A 20840-nucleotide genomic window follows, 5' to 3' on the forward strand; every position below is an offset into this window, starting at 1 on the left:
CCCCCCCCCCCCCCACGAATACCTCGTGAAGGTGGCCGCTCAACGTCGGCTCGCCCCGCTGATATTGAAGGGCGCCAAGCTTCTGCCGGACATCTGCCCGTCGCCTCATTGGCAGCGCATCCAAGTCCGACAAATGCTCACGGATCCTCATTCACAATAAGGTCACGCTCTCGCTCGAAGATTGGATACACCGTAAGATCTCGATCATAAAATGCTTCGAAGAAGCCCGATTCTTGCCACGCTGCTGGCGCAATGCTGATCGTCCCATTCACATTTATTCTGGAACGCCAGTTCGACGGCACCGTCGTGCTTACGAACTCAAAACACTCCGCTTGGTGCGCCCCCATGTTTGGCCATTCTCCCGCCCTCTCGGACGTCACTAGCCCGTAACGACGCTTTCCATCAGCGTCAATCTCGACGCTCATTACATGGTAGATACGCCCGAGTGTCAGCCATGGAGAGGACTGTACCTCGCGACCGAACGCGTCAAGTAAGCGAATGCACTTAACTTTCATGGCTTTTTGGGTACGCCGGACATATTGTTGAAGATCGCCTTGTAGGCCACTACACACAGCATGGCGCCCGTGTTCCGGCGGGCGATTCGCAAGACCTTGCCGTTCAGCACGATCACGAAGGTGACGCCATGCTAATCGATGAAGGCCTGCTGGACTTGAGATGGCGATCGAGCTCCGCCCAGCGAAAGCGCGCGCTCGCGATCTTGAGAATCACGTTGGCACGACGCATTCCTCGAATTCTCGTTCAAGGCCGTGAGACGCACGCGCTCGCCTGCAATTGCGCCATCGCGCCCTCCAAACGGTCCCGGAGATTCCGCCGTTTATATTGACGAATTCAATCTTGCACGAACGCCTCACTAGCAGGTTATCAGACCTCTATCGTTTCTCGGTCTGATCGAGTACCGCCTGGATCTCTGCTATCAAACACTCTACTTTGGCTCGTCGGGCACCAATCCGTGTTTCGAATTCGAACACATCGATACCATTGCAAACCTCGTTAAGAGCCGCGTTGAGCACGAGTAACTCCTCGAGACTTACCTCCATCTCGACGTAGTCGGTGATCCTGTTGAGCCTCATAGTTACCTCAAGTTATTAAAATAGGACTTCCCATTCATCGGCTTAAACGCCGTTCCGCCATCAGCCGCTTTGGGGTTCCGAATCACAACCATACCGGATGCATCGTCCCAATATGCAGAACGCCCGTTGCTCAGCGGCTTCGTTGCCGAGGGGTTGTTCAGTATATTTTCGATCTGGCTAGCAAACTGCTGTTGCGTCGTAATAGTGCCACCAAACTCATTCTGCTCGATCACGTGCTTGCCAAACGCATGACCGTTAGCGATCTCCTCCGCCGCGAGTTGGTTGTTCAACCGCACGCCGTTAGCTGCATTGGCCGCGCTCTGAGTCGACATTACAAATCGATTTCACGTCGAGGCACAATGAAGGCGTCCGATCAACCCCGCTCCTCATGTCCTCTACATCGACGAACACGCCGCTCACCGTCATCCACCTGAACGGCCCGATCAACAGCGGCAAGACGACGATCGGTCGCGCACTCGCATGCGTGCTGCCCGAAGCGCGCTTCATCGACGGCGACGATCACGATGCGCCCGAAGATGCGCCGTTCGACGTGCAATGGGCCATCGCGCTGGAGCGGCTGGTCACGCAGATCGCGCAAGCGCGCGAACGCCACCTCGTGATCGCCTATCCGATCGGCGAAGCGGAATTCGAGCGGCTGCGCGCGGCATGCAACGCGCGCGATGCGCGATTGTTCGTCGTGACGCTCGCGCCACCCGAAGCGGTTGCAGCGTCGAACCGCGGCACGCGTGCACTGACGGACTGGGAACGGCGACGGATCGCCGAGATGTATCGGGAAGGATATGCGTCGCGCGCGTTCAGCGATTGCGTGATCGATACGTCGAACGCGTCGCCTGACATGTGCGCGACGGAGATCGCTCGACGCGCGGTGCTGCCCGCGCATTGACGCGGCTGCTTCGGTCGCACGCGGCCGTCAGCGCATCGCATGGACGTCCGGATGCATGACCGCGGATGCGCGCCGCTCTTAATGATGCTGCTGCACGCCCGGCACGACCTGCTCGCGCGCCGCCTTCCGGCTCAACATCAGCGTAACCACCGCCGACACCGCGAGCGTCCCTGCGACCACGTAGAGCCCCGCCGCATACCCGCCCGTCGCGTGCTTCAGCCAGCCGATCGCGAACGGTCCGACGAACCCGCCGAGATTGCCGATCGAGTTGATCATCGCGATCCCCGCGGCCGCGCCGGCGCCGGACAGGAACGCGCTCGGCATCGCCCACAACGGCGCCTTCGCGGCACTGATCCCGATGTTGACGACGACCAGCGCGAGCACGGTCAGCAGCGCGGTACTCGCCTGCCCCGCGAACACGAAGCCGATGCACGCGAGCACACACGGAATCACGACGTGCCATGTACGCTCTCCGGTGCGATCCGAATGCCGCGCCCAGACGATCATCGCGACGACGGCGGCGACGCTCGGGATGCCGGTGAGCAAGCCCGTCTGCAGCGCGGTGAAGCCGAACTGCTTGACCATCAGCGGCGCCCACAGGCCGAGCGTATACAGCCCCGCCGACGTGCCGAAGTAGATCAGCGCGAGCGCCAGCACGCGCGGATCGCGCAGCGCCTGCCACGCGCCGGCCGTGTGCCCGGCATGCGTGTGGCGCACGTCGGCTTCGACTTTCAGCTTCGCGATCAGCCAGTCGCGCTCGTCCGCCTGCAGCCACGCGGCCTTCGACGGCGAATCGGTCATGCACCTGAGCACGACGAAGCCGAGCACGACCGCCGGCAACGCTTCGACGATGTACAGCATCTGCCAGTCGGCGAGGCCGAACATCGGCGGCATCTGCATGATCGCGCCCGACAGCGGCGAACCGATCGCGGTCGAGATCGGCGCGGCCGCCATGAACCACGCGGCGGCCACCGCGCGCTGCTTCGCGGGGAACCATAGGCTCAGGTACAGGATGATGCCGGGGAAGAAGCCGGCTTCGGCCGCGCCGAGCAGAAAGCGCAGCACGTAGAAGCTGGTGGGCCCGGCCGCAAACGCGGATACGGCCGACACGATGCCCCACGTGATCATCACGCGCGCGATCCAGATGCGCGCGCCGACGCGATGGAGAATCAGGTTGCTTGGCACTTCGAATAGAAAGTAGCCGATGAAGAACAGGCCGCCGCCGAACCCGAACGCGGTCGGTGACAGGCCGATCGCCTTGTTCATCGTCATCGCCGCGAAGCCGACGTTGACGCGATCGAGAAAGCTGACGAAATAAAGCAGCATCACGAACGGAATGATGCGCCACATCAGCTTCCGTGCGACGCGGGTTTCCAGATCCGTCTGCATGTGTCTCCTCCTTCGAGGTCGGGCCTGCGCCGTCGGTCGGTGGACCTCGAGCGCCGGCCGGCGCCCGGCTCGCGTCGCATGCGCGAGTCCCGGGCTGAAAATCCGTGAGTGAAGCGAGCGAGCGGCGCTCGGCCGCGCACACGCGCGACCGTCACCGCGTCACCGCTTCGCCGCCGTCAGGCCACGACCGCCGCGTTCGCGACGCGCGCGCAGACGGCCGCCGTCACTTGCGCGGTCGTCGCGCTGCCGCCGAGGTCGCGCGTGTGCAGCGACGGGTCGGCCGTCACGGCCTCGATCGCCTGCATCACGCGCGCGGCGGCATCCGCCTCGCCGAGATGTTCGAGCAGCATCACGACCGACCAGAACGTGCCGACCGGATTCGCGAGCCCCTTGCCCATGATGTCGAATGCGGAGCCGTGGATCGGCTCGAACATCGACGGATAGCGGCGCTCGGGATCGATGTTGCCGGTCGGCGCGATGCCGAGGCTGCCCGCGAGCGCGGCGGCGAGATCGCTGAGGATGTCCGCGTGCAGGTTGGTGGCGACGATCGTGTCGAGCGACGCCGGGCGGTTGACCATGCGCGCGGTCGCCGCATCGACGAGTTCCTTGTCCCACGTCACGTCGGGAAATTCGTGCGAGACCTGCTTCGCGATCTCGTCCCACATCACCATTGCGTGACGCTGCGCGTTGCTCTTCGTGATCACGGTCAGCAGCTTGCGGGGCCGCGACTGCGCAAGTCGGAACGCGAAACGCATGATGCGTTCGACGCCGGCGCGCGTGAGGATCGACACGTCGGTCGCGGCCTCGATCGGATGGCCCTGGTGCACGCGGCCGCCGACGCCCGCGTATTCGCCTTCCGAGTTCTCGCGGACGATCACCCAGTTCAGGTCGTCCGGCCCGCAGCGCTTCAGCGGCACGTCGATGCCCGGCAGGATGCGCGTCGGGCGCACGTTCGCATACTGGTCGAAGCCCTGGCAGATCTTCAGGCGCAGCCCCCACAGCGTCACGTGGTCGGGCACGTCCGGGTCGCCCGCGGAGCCGAACAGGATCGCGTCCTTGCGGCGCAGCGCGTCGAGGCCGTCGGCCGGCATCATCGCGCCGTGCCGGCGGTAGTAGTCGGCGCCCCAGTCGAAATCCTCGAACTCGAACGCAAAGCGGTCGCTGCCGCGGGCCAGCGCTTCCAGCACCTGCTTGCCGGCCGGCACCACTTCCTTGCCGATGCCGTCGCCGGGAATCGTTGCGATACGGTAGGTCTTCATGCGGACATCCTCGATTGATCGTGAGCGTGAACGCACTTTACCGAACCAGAAGTGCAGAAGCCGTGGCTATACTCAAAGCATCTTTAACTTAAATTCATGAATCCCGTCATGACGGATACCGTCCAGCCGGCCGATCTCGGCTTTTTCTCGACGCTGGCCGCCTCGGGCAGCCTGAGCGCGGCCGCGCGCGAACTCGGACTGACCGCGGCGGCTGTCAGCAAGCGGCTCACGCAGATGGAGCGGCGCGCGGGCGTGACGCTCGTCAATCGCACGACGCGCCGGATGATGCTGACGCCCGAAGGCGACGTGTACCTCGACTACGCGCGCCGGATCCTCGACCAGATGGACGAACTCGGCGAACTGCTCGGCAGCGCGAAGCAGCGGCCGAAAGGCCTGCTGCGTGTGAACGCGACGCTCGGTTTCGGGCGCAGCCACGTCGGCCCGGCGATCTCGCGCTTCGTCGCGCGCTATCCGGAGGTGTCGGTGCAGTTGCAGTTGTCGGTGATGCCGCCGCCGCTCACCGACGACGCGTTCGACGTGTGCATCCGCTTCGGCGAACCGCCCGACACGCGCGTCGTCGCGCGGCGGCTCGCGCCGAACCGCCGGCTGCTGTGCGCGGCACCGGCGTATCTCGCGCGGCACGGGACGCCCGGCACGCCGCACGACCTGACGCGGCACAACTGCATCGGCATCCGGCAGGGCGACGAAGGTTACGGCGTGTGGCGCCTGACGAGCCGGCGCGGCGCGGCCAGCCATACGGAAGCCGTGCGGATCAACGGCAACCTGACGACGAACGACGGCGAGATCGCGGTGAAGTGGGCGCTCGACGGGCACGGCATCCTGATGCGCGCGGAATGGGACCTGCGCGACTATCTCGCCGACGGGCGGCTGGTTGTCGTGCTGCCCGGTCATGAAACGCCGAGCGCCGATATCTACGCGGTGTATGCGCAGCGCCACCAGATGTCCACGCGGATTCGCGCGTTCGTCGATTTTCTGGCTGAGGATTTCGGGCGGCTGAAGGCGACGTAGGGTGTCGCTCACCGACGCATGGCAGCGTCAGGCACGGTACGCGGGCTGCGAGCGAGCGTACCGTGTCGGCTCGCGGGGTATGGTCGCACGGATGTTCACCCGACATGCGAGGAAAATATTCCGGCAAGCTTCGTGCGAAATCGCCAAAATATTGACATTCTTCGATACGGATCGGATGGCCGGCGCATTCCGCCTCGCAACCGCTTGAGGGCTTGCCGTCGGCATTCCGCTTTCAGGCCACCGCTACCAGCCCGCCGTAGCGATCGCCGGTAGCGGCTGCACCCGGCAGCGCCGGCCGCCACCCCACCGCCCCCGCCGCCGCCAGCCCTTCCTGCTCATACCCGGCCTGCACGAAACGCTCGGCGATCCAGTCGACGAACGCGCGCACGCCGGGCGACACATGCGGTCGCTTCACGTAGACGGCCGACACGGCCAGCGCATCGGGTTGCCAGCCCGACAGCACTTCCCGCAACCGCCCCGCCTCGATCAGCGGCTGCGCGGCGACACGCGTCGGCTGGATCAGCCCGAGGCCGTGCACGCCGCATGCGAGATACGCCTGCTCGTCGTCCACGCCGACGATGCCGTCGAGCCGCACCTTGCGCACCGCGTCGCCCACCACGAACTCGAGCTCGGCCGGACGCTGGCCGAATACGTGCGACCCGCCTACCGCGCGATGCGCGCCCAGCTCGTCGGGCGTGCGCGGCACGCCGAAGCGGTCGAGATACGCGGGGCTCGCGCACGTCACGCGCTCGAGCGAGCCGAGCCGGCGCGCGACGAGCGACGAATCGGGCAACGTACCGAGCCGGATGCTGCAATCGATCGCGTCGCCGATGCGATCGACCGCGCGCCCGGCCACGGCGAGCATCAGCTCGAGATCGGGATGCCGTGCGTGAAATTCGCCGAGCGCCGGCAACACGATCGCGCCCGCCACCGACGCCGGCAATTCGACGCGCAGTGGCCCGCTCGGATGCAGCGCGGCGCCGCGGATGCTGGCTTCGAGCTCGTCGACGTCCGCCGTGATGCTGACGCAGCGCCGGTAGTACGCGTCGCCTTCGGGCGTCGCCCGCAACGCGCGCGTCGTGCGCACCAGCAACGGCATGCCGAGCGCCGCTTCGAGCTCCTGTACGGTGCGCGTCGCGGTGGCGCGCGAAATGCCGAGCGCCTGCGCCGCGCGCGTAAAGCTGTTCATTTCGACGATGCGCGTGAAGATGCGCATCGCGCGGATCGGATTGTCCACCCCACACCTCTGCGTGGTTGCGATATGCCGCGGCGCGCGTTCGCGCACCGTGCGGCGTGTCGATGTCGATGTCGACGCAAGCCGCGCGACCCGCGCGGCCGTCGCTCAGGCGTTCGCCGCCGCGACGCTGCGCGCCGGCTCGGCGAGCAGCCGTTGCGCGAGCGCCAGCGCGTCGTCGCGGCTCGCCGCCGCATTCAGCGGATACCCCCAGACCTTCTCGAAGGCGCCCGAAAAGGCATTGAGCGCCACGCGCCGCGCCGCATTGGGCTCGATCGCGATCATCCCGGGAATCCATTCGCGCGACAGCGCGCGGTTGGCCTTGCTCCACTTCGCGAGCTGCCTGCGTATCTCGTGATCGTTGTCGGCGCGATCGTCGCTGGACGGCGCATCGTCGGTCAGAAGAACGAAGCGTTCGCGGCGCGCCAGCAGCGCGTCGAGTTCGGCAATCAGGCGGGTGGGATCGGTGTGAATCGAGCCGCTGTAACGCAGCCAGACGAACGGGAATTCAGTCGTGACGATTTGCATGTCGACCTCCAGATGAGAGCGATTCTCATTTTATGGATCGACACCCAATGCGTCATTTCTCATCCCGGCCAACTGATTTTTCAATCCGGCCAAACGGTGCGCGGGCGCGCACTCCGGCCGTTCAGCGTTGCCGGTCGGTCAGGAATTGCGTCGGCGACTTGCCGGTCGCCTTGCGGAACATCGTGACGAAGCTGCTCGCGCTCTCGTAGCCGAGATCGATCGCGATCTGGTGCACGCGGCGGCCGGTCGTCAGCATCCGCAGCGACAGCGCGACGTGCAGCCGCCGGCGCCAGTCGCCGAGGCTCATCCCGAGTTCCTTCGTCGCGAGGCGCGTCAGGCTGCGCTCGCTGATGCCCGCGCGCCGGGCGAGTTCGGGCAGCGGCGACTTGTCGGCCGGATCGTCGAGCAGATGGTCGATCAGCTTGCGCAGCCGGCGGTCGGCCGGCATCGGCAGGTACAAGTCCTCGACCGGCGCCGCGACGAGTTCGTCGAGCAAGGTCGCCACCAGCCGCCCTTGCGGCCCGTCGACGTCGTACAGGTTCGGGAAGCTGGCCGCCTTCAGCAGCAGCTCGCGCAACAGCGGCGACGTGGCCAGCGTGCAACAGCGCGTAGGGAGCTCGAGCGCCGCGTCGGGTTCGACCAGTACCGCGTAGAAGGTCGCGCCGGCCGAGCCGCGCGCCGCATGCGGGACGTCGCCCGGAATCCAGACCGTGCATTGCGGCGGCGCGCTCCACACGCCGCCGTCGATCTCGCAATAGACGACGCCGCTCAGCGTGTAGAGCAGTTGCGCCTGACGATGGCTGTGCCGCTCCAGCCGCCATTCGGGCTCGACGACCGAGCCGCCGAACACCACGAGCGGACGCGGCACGTGATAGACGTCGGCGTCCGCGGCGGGATCGGTAATCGGTGGAAGGTCGCGCATGGAACGACGGGCTGTGGAAAAGGCCGGACGCCGGCGCGTCCTTTCGTGCTTATACCAGAAAGGTGCCGGCGCGGCCGCGCCATTCGACGAGGCGTCTGCGGCCGTGCGCCGAACCGAATACAATGCGCCGATCCCCTGCCGCTGCGCCAACCTGCCGGAGCCGCCATGTTCGACCTGACCACGCTGACCACCTTCACGGCCGTCGTTCTGGGCCTGTTCCTGATCCCCGGGCCCGCCGTGCTGCTCGTGCTGAGCCGCACCGTGCAGGGCGGGCGCAAGACCGGCATCCTGACCGGCCTCGGCGTTGCGAGCGGCGACTTCGTGCATACGCTGTTCGCGGCCGTCGGGTTGTCCGCGCTGCTGATGACGTCGGCGCTCGCATTCAACGTCGTGAAGCTGGCCGGCGCCGCGTACCTGATCTATCTCGGCGTGCGCGCGCTGCTGGAGAAGGCTGCCGATCCGTCGCTGCCGCAGGTGTCGCCCGTGACGCCGTTCAAGGCATACCTGCAGGCGATTCCCGCCGAAGTGCTGAATCCGAAAACCGCGCTGTTCTTTCTCGCGTTCATGCCGCAGTTCGTGCATCCGGAGCGCGGCTCGACGTTCGTGCAGTTCGCGGTGCTCGGGCTGATCTTCGTTGTGCTGAGCTCGCTCTACACGACGCTGCTCGCATGCTCGATCCGCCCGCTCGGCCGCATCGTGAAGCGGCTCACGTGGCTCACGCGCTGGCAGGGCAAGATCATCGGCTCGATCTTCATCGCGCTCGGGCTGCGCGTGGCCGTGCAGCAGCGCTGATGCGCGCGGCCGCATGACGCGCGCCGGCGCGGACCTGCTCTACACCGACCCGCGCCTCGTCGCGGTGTACGACCTGTTCAACGCGGGCGATCGGGACTTCGCGTTCTACGCCGCCGCGATCGGCGCCGCGCCGCAACGCATCCTCGATCTCGGCTGCGGCACCGGCACGTTCGCACGACGGCTCGCGGCGGCCGGGCATGACGTCGTCGCGATCGATCCCGCGCCGGCAATGATCGATTACGCGCGACTCCAGCCGGGCGCCGACGCCGTGCGCTGGTTCGCTTGCGGGCTCGGCGGCCTGCCGCCCGGTGCGCCCTTCGATGCGGTCGTGATGACCGGGCATGCGTTCCAGTGCTTGCTGAGCGACGACGACATCGACGCGACGCTGCACGGCGTGCGACACGTGCTCGCCGACCGCGGCCGCTTCCTGTTCGACACCCGCAACCCGCGCACCGAACCATGGCGAGCATGGACGCCCGCGCAGTCGGCACGCAGCGTCGAATCGCGCGCATTCAGCATCGTCGATCTCCATCACGCGGTGCGGGCGATCGACGGCGCGATCGTGACGTTCGACACGCACTACTGCTTCCGCCGCGACGATACGGAGTTGACGAATACGAGCCGGCTGCGTTTCATCGCTCAATCCGAATTGCAGGCCCGCGTGACGGCGGCCGGTTTCGCGTCGGCCGACTGGTGCGGCGACTGGCAGCATGCGCCGTTCGACGAGGCGACCAGCGCGGAGATCATCGCGATCTGCCGCGCGTGAGCGCGCCTGAATGCGCGCGCATCGATTGCGTCAGCCGGCGGCCGGCAGCGTGTCCACCGCATACGCATACCGGATCGTGCGGCGCTGCGCGGCGCGGTGCAGGTGCAGGTGCAGGTGCATCGCGCCGCTTGCGCGTCGATCGGCGGCGTGCATGCTCGCCCACCGATTCGTCACATCGATCATCCCCGCGGCAGCGGTATACTGGATGCCGTTCGCGCCACTGCACTCGACCTGCACCGCTTGCTGACGATGCGCTTGCAGTCCGGCATCTTCCGCCCGCTTTCTCCCAGTCGATCCGAACCGCCATGTCGCACCGTTTTTCGCTCGCCCTCGCCGCCCTCCTCGCCGCTTCCCCGATCATCACGCAGGCCCGTCCGCTCGCGCGGCCGCCGGTCGAGCGCGATTTCAAGAGCTGGTCGGTTGTCTGCGACAACGGCAATCGCTGTATCGCGGAAAGTCACGCCGACGATATCGACGATGCACGTCCCACCCTCATCCTGCGCGTGACGCGCGATGCCGGCCCGGACGCGCAACCGTCGCTCGACCTCTACGCATCGGCGCCGATCGACTTGCGCACCGCACGCGTCGATGGCCGGCCGTTCGATGCGATGCCGGCGCAATGGCATGCTTTCGGCGACACGGCCGACGACGAAGCGCACCCGTTCCGGGTCCGGACCAACGATCCGGCCACGGTGGCCGCGTGGCTCGCCGCGGCGCGCAATGCACAACTGCTGAGCTTTGGCGATCCGGCGTCGGCGCACACCGCGCGGACGCCGTTGGCGGGGTTGAATGCCGCGCTGCTGCTGATCGACGACACGCAGGGTCGCGTCGGCACGGTCACGGCGCTGTTGCGCCCCGGCACCCGGCCTGCGTCGTCGGTGCCGACCGCGCCCGCACTGCCGCCCGCGGTCACGCCCGCGCCGCCGGCCGCCTCGACCCTGTCGATCGCCGAACAGCGTCCGCTCGTCGACGCGGTCCTCGCGAAATTCGGCGCCGACGTTAAGCAATGTGCGGCCGATGTCGAAGACGAAATGTCGGCGAGCGACCGCAGGAAAGCGTCGAGAGCCGTCGCGATTTCGTCCGACGAGGCGCTCGTCGCGATTCCGTGCCAGACCAGCAGCCTGTATAACCACACCGACCTGTGGTATCGCGTGCGCCGCAGCGCTCCGTACATGCCGGCCGCGATGAATTTCGGCGAGAACGCGAGCGCGGGCCTCGATTCGGCGTCGTTCGCGAACGAGCTGACCGACGCCGGCTACGATTCCGCCAGCGCGACGCTGTCGAGCACGGTCCGGTTGCGCAGCGCCGGCGATTGCGGCTCGACCGCGTCGTGGGTGTTCGACGGCCGGCGCTTCGTGCTCGACGACCTCGCGACGCACGGCACCTGCAACGGTCTGTTCCAGGCTCAATGGCCGCGCCTGTATCGCCGGGCCGATGCGGCCGACAGCCCGCACTGACGCGTCACGTCACGCGGCGCCGACGATCGAGATCGAGAATCCGTCCCAGCCCTTCTGCCCGACCGTCTGCACGGCGGTCGTCATGAGCGCCGGCTCGGCCGCGAGGCGCGCGAATCCGTCGCGCACGCCGACCACGTCCGGCTCGCGATTGCCGGGATCGGCCACGCGCCCGTTCCGCACGACGTTGTCGACGACGATCACCGTGCCGGGCCGCGACAACTTCAGCGCCGCGTCGAGATAAACGGCGTTGTTGTCCTTGTCCGCATCGATGAAGATGAAATCGAACGGCGCCTCGCCGGCATCGACGAGCCGCGCGAGGCTCTCCTTCGCGCTGCCGACCACCACCGACACGACCGCCGCGAACCCCGCACGCGCGATGTTCTGCGTCGCGACCTTCGCGTGTGCGGGGTTCAGCTCGAGCGTCACGAGCGAGCCGCCCGGCGGCAACGCGCGCGCCAGCCAGATCGTGCTGTAGCCGCCGAGCGTGCCGACTTCGAGGATCCGCCGCGCGCCGCGGATCGTCGCGAGCAACTGCAACAGCTTGCCCTGGTTCGGCGCGACGTTGATCGCCGGCAGCCCGGCCGCGTCGCTCGCCGCCAGCGCGGCGTCGAGCGCGGCGTCGGACGGCACGAGCGTCGCCGAGAAATACGCATCCACCTGGTTCCACCGATCCTGATCCATCGCACACCTTTCGTCCGCGGAAAAAGGCATTCTATGCGCCGCGCCGCGATAAGCAACACACCATTCGTTCTAAGAGCAGCCATACACGTGCTCCTATAATCGCCGGACGGCAGGACCCTCGACCTTCACAACAACAAACGGAGCACCCATGACCGATCAGGCCAATCCGAACTGGCGCCTCGAAACCATCGCCGTGCACGGCGGTTATCGTCCCGATCCGACCACGCGCGCGGTCGCCGTCCCGATCTACCAGACCGTTGCGTACGCATTCGACGACACGCAGCACGGCGCCGACCTGTTCGACCTGAAGGTCCAGGGCAACATCTACACGCGGATCATGAACCCGACGACGGACGTGCTCGAGCAGCGGATCGCCGCGCTCGAGGGCGGCATCGGCGCGCTCGCGCTCGCGTCGGGGCAATCCGCCGTCACGTACGCGATCCAGACGATCGCCGAAGCCGGCGACAACATCGTGTCCGCGAGTTCGCTGTATGGCGGCACCTACAACCTGTTCGCGCATACGCTGCCGCAATACGGGATCACCACGCGCTTCGCCGATCCGCGCGATCCCGCATCGTTCGCACCGCTGATCGATTCGCGCACGAAGGCGATCTTCGCGGAATCGGTCGGCAACCCGCTCGGCAACGTCACCGACATCGCAGCGCTCGCCGAGATCGCGCATCGCCACGGCATCCCGCTGATCGTCGACAACACGGTGCCGTCGCCGTACCTGCTGCGCCCGTTCGAACACGGCGCGGACATCGTCGTGCATTCGCTGACGAAGTATCTCGGCGGGCACGGCACGAGCCTCGGCGGCGCGATCGTCGATTCGGGCAAGTTCCCGTGGGCCGAACATGCGGACCGCTTCAAGCGGCTGAACGAGCCGGACGTCAGCTATCACGGCGTCGTCTATACCGACGCATTCGGAGCGGCCGCCTATATCGGCCGCGCCCGCGTGGTGCCGCTGCGCAACATGGGCGCGGCGATCTCCCCATTCAACGCATTCCAGATCCTGCAGGGGATCGAGACGCTCGCACTGCGTATCGAGCGGATCAGCGACAACGCGCTGAAGATCGCGCAGCACCTCGCGCGCCACGAGCACGTCGAATGGGTGAACTATGCGGGCCTGCCCGATCACCCCGATCATCCGCTCGTCGCGCGCTACCTGTCGGGCCGCGCGCCGGGCATCCTGACGTTCGGCGTGAAGGGCGGCCGCGACGGCGGCGCGAAGTTCCAGGATGCGCTGAAGCTGTTCACGCGGCTCGTCAATATCGGCGACACCAAGTCGCTCGCGACGCACCCGGCGTCGACCACGCACCGCCAGCTGTCGCCGGCCGAGCTCGCGAAGGCCGGCGTGAAGGAAGAAACGGTGCGGCTGTCGATCGGCATCGAGCATATCGACGACCTGCTCGCCGATCTCGACCAGGCGCTCGCGCAGCTTTGACCGGAACGGGCGCGCCGGCATGCCGGTGCGCCCGCATCAAACCGCTTGACCCTGGAGCGGCTTCAAGGTGTTCAATCCCCGGTTGATGCCGGGGCGGCGCCCGGCGCGGACGATCGTGCCACGCAGCCTTCGCTGCGACACGCCAACCGCCGAGAGGCTATCCGCCTATTCCCCAGAATCAGGCAAGCCCTTGCTTCGCGCGCCGCCGCTGCACGAGCCAGTCGAGCAGTTGTCGCCCGTCGCGCTCGCCGAACCAGCGCGCGTGCCCGATCAGGTAGCCGTCGTACGCGATGTCGACGATCGCCGGCGCATCGATGATGCAACCGAAATACGCGACTTCCGACAGCGCGAACTCCGTATGCACGATCGGCAGCAGCGCGACCAGCGCCGCATACGCGTCGTCGCTCAGCGGTTCGAGCGATTCGTAACCGTCGAGCAGTGCGTCGATCTGGTCGTATTCGATGCGCCGCGCATCGGCCGGCGCCATCCAGTCGACCGTATTGCGCTCGATCGCGAGCGCGAGGTCCATCACCGCGCAGGTGCGGTCCGACAAGCCGAAATCGAGCACGGTCCGGACCTGCGCACCAGGCCCCGCATCGGTCCACAACAGGTTCGACGCGTGCCAGTCGCCGTGCGTCCACAGCGGCGGCAACGCGGGCAGCAGCGGCACGAGGCGAGCGTGATACGGGCCGATCGCGTCGGCCACGTCGCCACGCCAGTCGCGCGAGCCGAGCGCGCGCACGAGCAGCGGCTGCGCGTCGACCCAGCGTTCGAGCGCGCCCGCCAGATCGGCGGACGACAGCACGCGAAAGCTCGACAGCAGCGTGCGCACGGGCCGCGCGGGCGCATCGTAGCCGGCCGACGCGCGATGCAGTTCGGCGAGCGCGCGGCCCGCCGCATACGCATGCGAAGGATGCGTGAACGGCTGCCACGACATCACGCCGCGATACGGATCGACGCCGGGCGCGAGCACGTGCACCTCGTACGTCCATTCGCCGGACGCAAACGCGGTCGCACCGTTGCGATCGGCCAGCACGTCCACCACCGGAACGCCGCGTGCGCGCAGATGCGCGATGAAGCGATGCTCTTCCTCGAGCCCCGCGACATCGCGCAGGCTCGCGTGATGACGCTTGACGAACAACCCGCGCCCGTCCGCCATCCGCACCAGCACGGCCGCCGCGAACTGCCGCGGGCTGTGCCACGTCAGCCGCACCGGCTCGCCCGCGCCGTCGATCCGCGCGAGCACGGCCGCCACTTCATCGTGCGTCATCAGCGGCCAGTCGCGTTCGGCCTGCTCGCCGTCCACGCCGAATTGCGGCGGCGCGACGTCGCGCGACAGGGGGCCGTCCGGCTCGAGGGGGAATGACATGAACGGCGTTGCTCCGTAGTTGAATCAGCGCGCGCCGCCGCCCGATGCGAGCGGGCCGGCGGCGGCCGCGCGCAATGCGGTGGCCGTCCGGCTCCAGTCGCGCCAGCCGACGACAGCCAGCCCGATGAACAGCGCATAGAGTCCGGCCGTCAGATACAGTTCCTTGAACACGAACATCCCGACGTACACGACATTCACGACGATCCACAGCCCCCACGACGCGATGTAGCGCCGCGCGGTCCAGTATTGCGCGACGAGACTGAACGCGGTCAGCGACGCATCGACGAACGGCAGCGCCGCATCGGTCCAGCGGGCCATCATCCCGCCGAGCAGCGCGCTGCCGACGACGGCCGCGATCAGGTCGGGCAGCATCTGCCGTGGCCGCACGCCGGTCACGGGCGCGACATCGCCGGCTGGCGCCGCCTCGCCGTCGGCACCGCCGGCGGCCTCGCTCGCGCGCTGCGCGAGCCAGCGCTGCCAGCCGTACACCTGCAGCACCGCGAACGCGCCCTGCAGCAGCATGTCGGAATACAGCTTCGCGTCGAAGAAGATCCAGCCGTACAGCGCGACCGATGCGAGGCCGACCGGCCAGCACAGCATGCGTCGTTTCGCGGTCAGCCAGATCGCGAGCGCGCTGACGATCACGCCGGCGATTTCGAGTGGGGACATCGTCTGTGCTCTCCTGATGGGCTGCCGGGGCCGCGCGTCACGCAGCCGATTCCGGTCGGTCAGAAATCATAGGTCAACGACACGCGCGCGGTGCGCGGCGCACCCGGGAACAGGTACGCATCGCCCTGCTGCTCGCCTGCGTCGCGCCAGTAGAACTTGTTGAACAGATTGTCCACCGACACGCGCAACACCGTGCGATGGCCGCCGATCTTCGTCGTATAACGCGCCCCAAGATTGAACACGAACCACGACGGCACGCGCGCGGTGCCTTCCTCGTTCGCGTTGCGCGCCGCGCTGTATTCCACGCCGCCGAGCACGTTCAGGCCCGCGACGCCCGGCACCGCGTAGTCCGCATACAGCGACGCGCGCAGCGCGGGCACGTTGATGATCTGGTGCCCTTCGTAGGCCGGCGAGCCCGAATCGACCGCGCGGGCGCGGATCGCCGCGACGCTGGCCGTCAACCCCAGCCGCTCGGTCACGCGACCGGCCGCGCCGAGCTCGATTCCCTGGTGCCGCTGCGTGCCGCGCTGCACGAACGTGTAGGTCGTGCCCGACGCGTCCGGGTCGGCGAACTGGAACGGCTTGCTGATCGAGAACACGGCCGCCGTGAGGCTCAATCGGTCGAGCCAGTCGTATTTCGCGCCGACCTCGAACTGGTGCGATTCGACGGGCGGCAGGAACGCATACGCGTTGGTCGCGCGCACGGGCGCCTGGTCGCCGAGCGACAGCGCCTTGCTGTACGACGCATACAGCGACAGCACGTTCACCGGCTTGTAGACGAGCGCGACCTGCGGCAGGAACACCGAGCGGTCGGTATGCGTCGTGTCGCCGTCGGCGCTGCTCCAGCTGCGCTGGCGCAGCAGCACTTCCTTGCCGCCCGCGAGCACTTGCCAGTGTTCGCCGATGCTGATGCGGTCGAGCCCGAACACGCCGTACTGCCACGCGTCGAGGCGCGGATACGACGGCCCGGGCGAATTCGGCGACGGCGAGAAGGTCAGGTCGGGCCCGTAGACGTTCTCGCTGCCCACGTAGTCGTACACCGCGTCGGCCATGTGCACGACGCGGCGCTGCACGCTCACGCCGAGCGTCAGCTCGTGCCGCAGCGGCCCCGTCGCGAACTTTCCGGTCGTGACCGCGCGCAGATCGTCGTTGCGCCGGTATTCGCCGGGGCTGCGGAAATCGTATACGTCGTAGTCGCCGTTCGCGCCGAAGAAGAACGGCGACGTCGCGCCGGCCGCGCAGCTTGCCGCATACGAGCAGCCGTACGCGAACGCGCTGTTGTCGTCGATCATCGTGCGACTGCGCCCGGCGGCGACGTAGGCCTTCCAGTCGTCGTTGAACTGATAGTCGAAACGCGCGTTCAGGTTCAGCGCATCGGTCGTCACCGGTTTCGCCCACGGCTGCGTGCCGAGCGCCTTCGACGTCGTCTTGACCGACGGCACGACGGTGCCGCCGAGCAACTGATAACCGGGCGCGGAACGCTGGATCCACTGCTGGAATTCGGCATTGAGCTGCAGGCTCGCGCGCGGACCGATGTCCCAGTCGGCGGCGATCGAGCCGAACGTGCGCCGCCCGTTCGTGCCGTCGATATAGGAGTGCATGTTCTCCTTCGCCGCATTGATCCGGAACCCGAACTGATGGTCGGGACCGAAGCGGCGGCCGAGATCGACGGCCGCCGACGTCGAGCCGCGGCTGTCGACGCCGCCCGTCACGCTCGCGACGTTCGCCGAGCGCTTGGTCACGAAGTTGATCACGCCGCCCGGCGCGACGACGCCGCTGTCGATGCCCGCCAGCCCTTTCAGGATCTCGACGCGCTCCTTGTTCTCGAGCGGCACGTTCTGCTCGCCGGACACCGTCAGCCCGTCGATCCGGATCGCGCTCGCGAGATCGACCGGAAAGCCGCGAATCGCGAAGCCTTCGAAATAGCCGACCGGCGCATAGTCGTTGACGACCGATGCATCGTTGCGCACGACGTCGCTCAAGCGCTTCGCCTGCTGATCGTCGATCAGCGCGCGCGTGACGACGTTCACCGACGCCGGCGTGTCGCGCAGCGGCGCGTCGTCGAGCCCCGCGACCGACGCTTCGCGCGCCCGCAGCGGGTGGCCGCGCTCACCGCTCACCGTGATCGCGGGCAGCGTCGCGTTGCCGGTCGCGTCTGCGCCCGGTGCGGGCGTGTCGCCCGGTGCCGCCGCGGCCTGCGCCGCGAAAAGCGTGACGCCGAGGCCGACACCGAGCCCGACCTTCGCGCGCCGCCGCCGTGCGGGCGCCGCTGTTGTTCTATTCACCGTCATCGTTCTGGAAGGAAAACTCGCCACTCGACCCTGTCGAAACCCGTTGGAAGCTGCGAAGCGTACGCCCGCGGACGCTGCCGCGCTCGTCACCGCACGCGTGCGTCGACACGATATTCATCGGACGAACCGGACCATGCGGCGTGCAAGCGGGCCGACCGGTCGGAACAACGCAGGATGGGACATCGGATTCGGAGGACGCGCCGGAAACGACGCAGCGGCCGACGGGTTCGTCGGGTGCCTGTCGTGCGGCCGGCTGCCTCGCACGGTCGTGTCATGCGGGGGACGCTTCGAACGCCCCGGTGCAGGCGGCGGGCATGCGCGCCGGCCGTTCATCGGAACGGCGGCCTGCCCGGCGCGCGACATCGCGGCGTGGCGCGCATTTTACCCCGGGCGGGGCGAAGGGCCGCGGAATCGGGCGCAACGGGAAACGGAGAAGGCGGGAACGGGAACAAGCGGCGCGGGCGGCGCGACAACGGCAGCGGCAGCGATAACCACAACGGCAACGATGCGCTCACGATCCGCATCGTGCGCGCTGGCCTCCGACCCCGGCGTCATGGTGCTCCGGGCAGAACGCGTGGAACCGGAGCGAAAATAGCGGCCCGCTACCGGTTCATCGGCCGTTCGCTCAGAACCCTTGCATCGTCACGGTTGGATCGACGACCAGATGCACGACGCCGTAAATGACCGCGCCGACCGGCAGCGCGAGCAGCATCGCCACGAACGGCAGCAGCGTGAAGTTGGCGTTCGCGAGATCGGTCGCGTGCGCCTAGCTGTTGCGCACACCAAAGAAACTCCACTGGACCAGGTGGACCATGCCGAGCAGTTTCATGATGGGCACTTTTATCGAATCGGTTGACGCTATCGTCGAGCCGGACGGCATCCGAAAAAAGAAGCAGTTGCGCGCGCTTTTCGCGCAGCAGGCCAGCCGCGGCCGCATGTCGCACGCGCGTCAGCGGTCGAGCACGAGCGGCTCCGTGGCCCCTTGCACGGGCCGCGCGACGCACAGCAGCGCGCAGCCGGGTGCGACCGGCGCATCGGGCGTCTGCTCGTAGTCGAGCGCACCGGACAGCACGCGCGTCGCGCACGTGCCGCACGAACCGGAGCGGCATTCGGACGGCACGGCCACGCGCTGCCCTTCCGCGAATTCGAGCAGCGTGCCGTCGGCGGGTGTCCATGCGGCTTCGCGCCCCGTGCGCCGGAATACGACCGGCACGCTGGCCGCCGTGGGCGCGGCAGCCGCGCGGGTCGCACTGCGCGAGACGCTCGACGGCCCGAACGCCTCGAAACGGATACGCTCGTCCGGCACGTTCAGCGCGCGCAGCCCGTCGTACAGGTCGCGCATGAACGCCGCCGGCCCGCACAGGTAGAAGTCGTAGTCGTCGAACGACAGGATCCGCTTCAGTTGCGCGATGTCGATGCGGCCTGCCCGCGCTGCCGTCCCTTCTTCAGGATGACTGTCGAACCAGTGAAGCGACAGGCGCTCATCGGCGGCCGCGATGCGCGCCAGTTCCGCGGCAAACGGCCGCTCGGCTGCTTCGCGTGCGCCGTGCACGAACACGACACGACGCGATGGCGTGTCGTCGGCCAGCGCCCGGCGCAGCATCGCGACCATCGGCGTGATGCCGATGCCGGCCGACACGAGCACGGCCGGGCGCGGGCTCGCGAGATCGAACGCGAAGCGGCCGCGCGGCATCTGCGCGTCGAGCGCCATGCCCGTCCGCGCATGATCGTGCAGCCACGCCGATACACGCCCCTCGCGCTTCACGGTGATCCGGTAATGCGCGCTGCCCGGTGCATCGGACAGCGTGTAGCTGCGAATCGACGGCGCGTCGCTGCCCGGCAGCGCGATGCGCAACGTCAGGTGTTGACCGGCTTCGTACGCAGGCAATGCGCCGCCATCCGCCGGTTCGAAATGGAACGACCGGATCGCACGCGCTTCGTCGACGATCTTCGCGATGCGCAGCGGCCGCCATGCGGGCGCCGATGCCGGCGCGGCCGCGGACGGCACGGGTCCGGCCGTTGCCGCCGCGCCGCCCGACGACGCTGCCATCGCCGCGAATTGCGGTGCGCGCTCGACCGCCGACCACCGGAACGGCAGCACCGCCCGCACGCGCCGCACTTCCCGCACATGAAAGCGCACGACGCGCTGCGCGCCGTCGAACGACGCGACGACCGGCCCGTCCCACACGATCTCCGCGTGCGCGGCGACATACAGCACATCGCCGCTGTCGAAATCGACGAACAGCAGCCCCGCGCGCGGATCGTGCTGCAGGTTGCCGAGCGTATTGAAGAACCGGTTGCCGCTGAAATCGGGCGTCGTCAGCGTGCGTGCATCGTCGACGCGCACGAAGCCCGGCATCCCGCCGCGATGCGACACGTCCGCGCCGCGCGCCGCGCCCGCGTCGGGCGACGTGTTGGCACTCGCGACGAAGAACGTATCGGCCTGCGCGAGCAGTGCGCGGTCCGCGTCGCTCAGCGCGTCGGACACGTCGGGCGCGACGGATGCGTCGACGTCCCGTGCGACGAAGGTCGGCTTGCGGCCCTGGATGTATTTCGCGCAATTGCCGAAGCTCTGCTCGACCGCGATCGTCAGCGCATCACCGCCCGCCGCGCGCACGACGCCGTTCACGCGATTGCGCCGCCGCGTATCGAATTCGATCCCGAGCCCGCCGAACGGCGCGCCCGCCTGCCACGTGCCGGCCAGCGGGTCGCCCGGCAGCGCGCGCGCCGCGATGCGCAGCGTGCGGGCGTCCGGCGACGTGACGAAACCCGGCGCACCGGCCCGCAGCGTCGCCCATGGCTGGCCGTGCGCATCGACGCCGCCGAGCACGAAGAACGGCAGTTGCGCGAAAAAAGTCCGGTGCTGGTCCGGCATGAAACGCCGGATGCCGCGCCGGCCGGCCGCGCCCGCCGCGTCCATCACGCCTGCGCGCTGCTGCACGGCAAGCTCGCCCGCGTGAAACGGCGCGGTGTCGAGTTCCCAGCCCGGTACGACGGTGCTCGGCGCATTCATTG

General features: G+C 67.9%; 18 protein-coding genes and 1 pseudogene. 6 read left to right on the forward strand and 13 right to left on the reverse strand.

Going from position 1 to position 20840, the window contains the following annotated elements:
* Window positions 1-1093: 1093 nt before the first annotated feature.
* Entirely contained in the window at window positions 1094-1423 is a 330-nt protein-coding gene (locus HWX09_RS23505) for a hypothetical protein (protein WP_034185266.1), read from the reverse strand.
* Between the two features lie 56 nt (window positions 1424-1479).
* Between HWX09_RS23505 and HWX09_RS23510 the strand changes: the two genes are divergently transcribed.
* The gene (locus tag HWX09_RS23510; RefSeq protein ID WP_027782401.1) at window positions 1480-1995 is read left to right on the forward strand and encodes a shikimate kinase; all 516 of its coding nucleotides are present in this window, start codon (window positions 1480-1482) and stop codon (window positions 1993-1995) included.
* A 78-nt stretch (window positions 1996-2073) separates the two neighbouring features.
* Here HWX09_RS23510 and HWX09_RS23515 read toward each other — a convergent pair whose 3' ends face one another.
* Together HWX09_RS23515 and HWX09_RS23520 are read right to left on the reverse strand one after the other, a co-directional pair.
* On the reverse strand, window positions 2074-3384 hold the full coding sequence (locus HWX09_RS23515; protein WP_027782400.1) for an MFS transporter: 1311 nt from the start codon (window positions 3382-3384) through the stop codon (window positions 2074-2076).
* A 176-nt stretch (window positions 3385-3560) separates the two neighbouring features.
* The gene (locus HWX09_RS23520) at window positions 3561-4643 is read right to left on the reverse strand and encodes a tartrate dehydrogenase (RefSeq protein WP_027782399.1); all 1083 of its coding nucleotides are present in this window, start codon (window positions 4641-4643) and stop codon (window positions 3561-3563) included.
* A gap of 108 nt (window positions 4644-4751) precedes the next feature.
* Here HWX09_RS23520 and HWX09_RS23525 point away from each other — a divergent pair, with 108 nt between their 5' ends.
* Window positions 4752-5672: a LysR substrate-binding domain-containing protein gene (locus HWX09_RS23525; protein WP_027782398.1), complete on the forward strand. Its 921-nt coding sequence runs from the start codon at window positions 4752-4754 to the stop codon at window positions 5670-5672.
* A 232-nt stretch (window positions 5673-5904) separates the two neighbouring features.
* Here the strand turns inward: HWX09_RS23525 and HWX09_RS23530 are convergent, their stop codons facing one another.
* The 3 genes from HWX09_RS23530 to HWX09_RS23540 all read right to left on the reverse strand — a co-directional run bounded on the left by HWX09_RS23530 (window position 5905) and on the right by HWX09_RS23540 (window position 8356).
* Window positions 5905-6909, reverse strand: a complete 1005-nt coding sequence (locus HWX09_RS23530; protein ID WP_027782397.1) for a LysR family transcriptional regulator — start codon at window positions 6907-6909, stop codon at window positions 5905-5907.
* Window positions 6910-7014: 105 nt separating this feature from the next.
* Window positions 7015-7434 (reverse strand): ATP--cob(I)alamin adenosyltransferase, encoded by a 420-nt coding sequence (locus HWX09_RS23535; RefSeq protein WP_027782396.1) that lies wholly within the window; start codon window positions 7432-7434, stop codon window positions 7015-7017.
* Window positions 7435-7555: 121 nt separating this feature from the next.
* On the reverse strand, window positions 7556-8356 hold the full coding sequence (locus tag HWX09_RS23540) for a helix-turn-helix transcriptional regulator (protein WP_027782395.1): 801 nt from the start codon (window positions 8354-8356) through the stop codon (window positions 7556-7558).
* A 165-nt stretch (window positions 8357-8521) separates the two neighbouring features.
* On the opposite strand from HWX09_RS23540, the gene HWX09_RS23545 reads away from it, so the two are divergent.
* Entirely contained in the window at window positions 8522-9148 is a 627-nt protein-coding gene (locus HWX09_RS23545; protein WP_027782394.1) for a LysE family translocator, read from the forward strand.
* Window positions 9149-9161: 13 nt separating this feature from the next.
* Window positions 9162-9914 carry a class I SAM-dependent methyltransferase gene (locus tag HWX09_RS23550; RefSeq protein WP_027782393.1) on the forward strand — a complete coding sequence of 251 codons (753 nt, stop codon included), beginning with the start codon at window positions 9162-9164 and terminating at the stop codon, window positions 9912-9914.
* Window positions 9915-9944: 30 nt separating this feature from the next.
* Here HWX09_RS23550 and HWX09_RS33890 read toward each other — a convergent pair whose 3' ends face one another.
* Window positions 9945-10067, reverse strand: a complete 123-nt coding sequence (locus HWX09_RS33890; RefSeq protein WP_268907346.1) for a hypothetical protein — start codon at window positions 10065-10067, stop codon at window positions 9945-9947.
* Between the two features lie 152 nt (window positions 10068-10219).
* Between HWX09_RS33890 and HWX09_RS23555 the strand changes: the two genes are divergently transcribed.
* A complete protein-coding gene (locus HWX09_RS23555) occupies window positions 10220-11371 on the forward strand; it encodes a DUF1176 domain-containing protein (protein ID WP_027782391.1) in 1152 nt (383 codons plus the stop codon).
* A gap of 9 nt (window positions 11372-11380) precedes the next feature.
* Here the strand turns inward: HWX09_RS23555 and HWX09_RS23560 are convergent, their stop codons facing one another.
* Window positions 11381-12052: an O-methyltransferase gene (locus tag HWX09_RS23560; RefSeq protein WP_027782390.1), complete on the reverse strand. Its 672-nt coding sequence runs from the start codon at window positions 12050-12052 to the stop codon at window positions 11381-11383.
* Between the two features lie 148 nt (window positions 12053-12200).
* Between HWX09_RS23560 and HWX09_RS23565 the strand changes: the two genes are divergently transcribed.
* Window positions 12201-13496, forward strand: coding sequence for an aminotransferase class I/II-fold pyridoxal phosphate-dependent enzyme (locus HWX09_RS23565; RefSeq protein WP_027782389.1), 1296 nt, complete (start codon window positions 12201-12203; stop codon window positions 13494-13496).
* 178 nt (window positions 13497-13674) lie between these two features.
* Here the strand turns inward: HWX09_RS23565 and HWX09_RS23570 are convergent, their stop codons facing one another.
* The 5 genes and pseudogenes from HWX09_RS23570 to HWX09_RS23590 form a co-directional block, all read right to left on the reverse strand.
* Window positions 13675-14865 carry a phosphotransferase gene (locus HWX09_RS23570; RefSeq protein WP_027782388.1) on the reverse strand — a complete coding sequence of 397 codons (1191 nt, stop codon included), beginning with the start codon at window positions 14863-14865 and terminating at the stop codon, window positions 13675-13677.
* Between the two features lie 24 nt (window positions 14866-14889).
* Window positions 14890-15534 carry a nicotinamide riboside transporter PnuC gene (gene pnuC / locus HWX09_RS23575; protein ID WP_027782387.1) on the reverse strand — a complete coding sequence of 215 codons (645 nt, stop codon included), beginning with the start codon at window positions 15532-15534 and terminating at the stop codon, window positions 14890-14892.
* A 59-nt stretch (window positions 15535-15593) separates the two neighbouring features.
* Window positions 15594-17825, reverse strand: a complete 2232-nt coding sequence (locus HWX09_RS23580; protein ID WP_027782386.1) for a TonB-dependent siderophore receptor — start codon at window positions 17823-17825, stop codon at window positions 15594-15596.
* Window positions 17826-18450: 625 nt separating this feature from the next.
* A pseudogene (locus HWX09_RS34005) lies at window positions 18451-18654 on the reverse strand (DUF2970 domain-containing protein).
* 120 nt (window positions 18655-18774) lie between these two features.
* Window positions 18775-20838, reverse strand: coding sequence for a pyridoxamine 5'-phosphate oxidase family protein (locus HWX09_RS23590; RefSeq protein ID WP_027782385.1), 2064 nt, complete (start codon window positions 20836-20838; stop codon window positions 18775-18777).
* Window positions 20839-20840: the final 2 nt, after the last annotated feature.

It is taken from the genome of Burkholderia sp. BCC1208, from assembly GCF_902833095.1.
Taxonomy (GTDB): Bacteria; Pseudomonadota; Gammaproteobacteria; order Burkholderiales; family Burkholderiaceae; genus Burkholderia.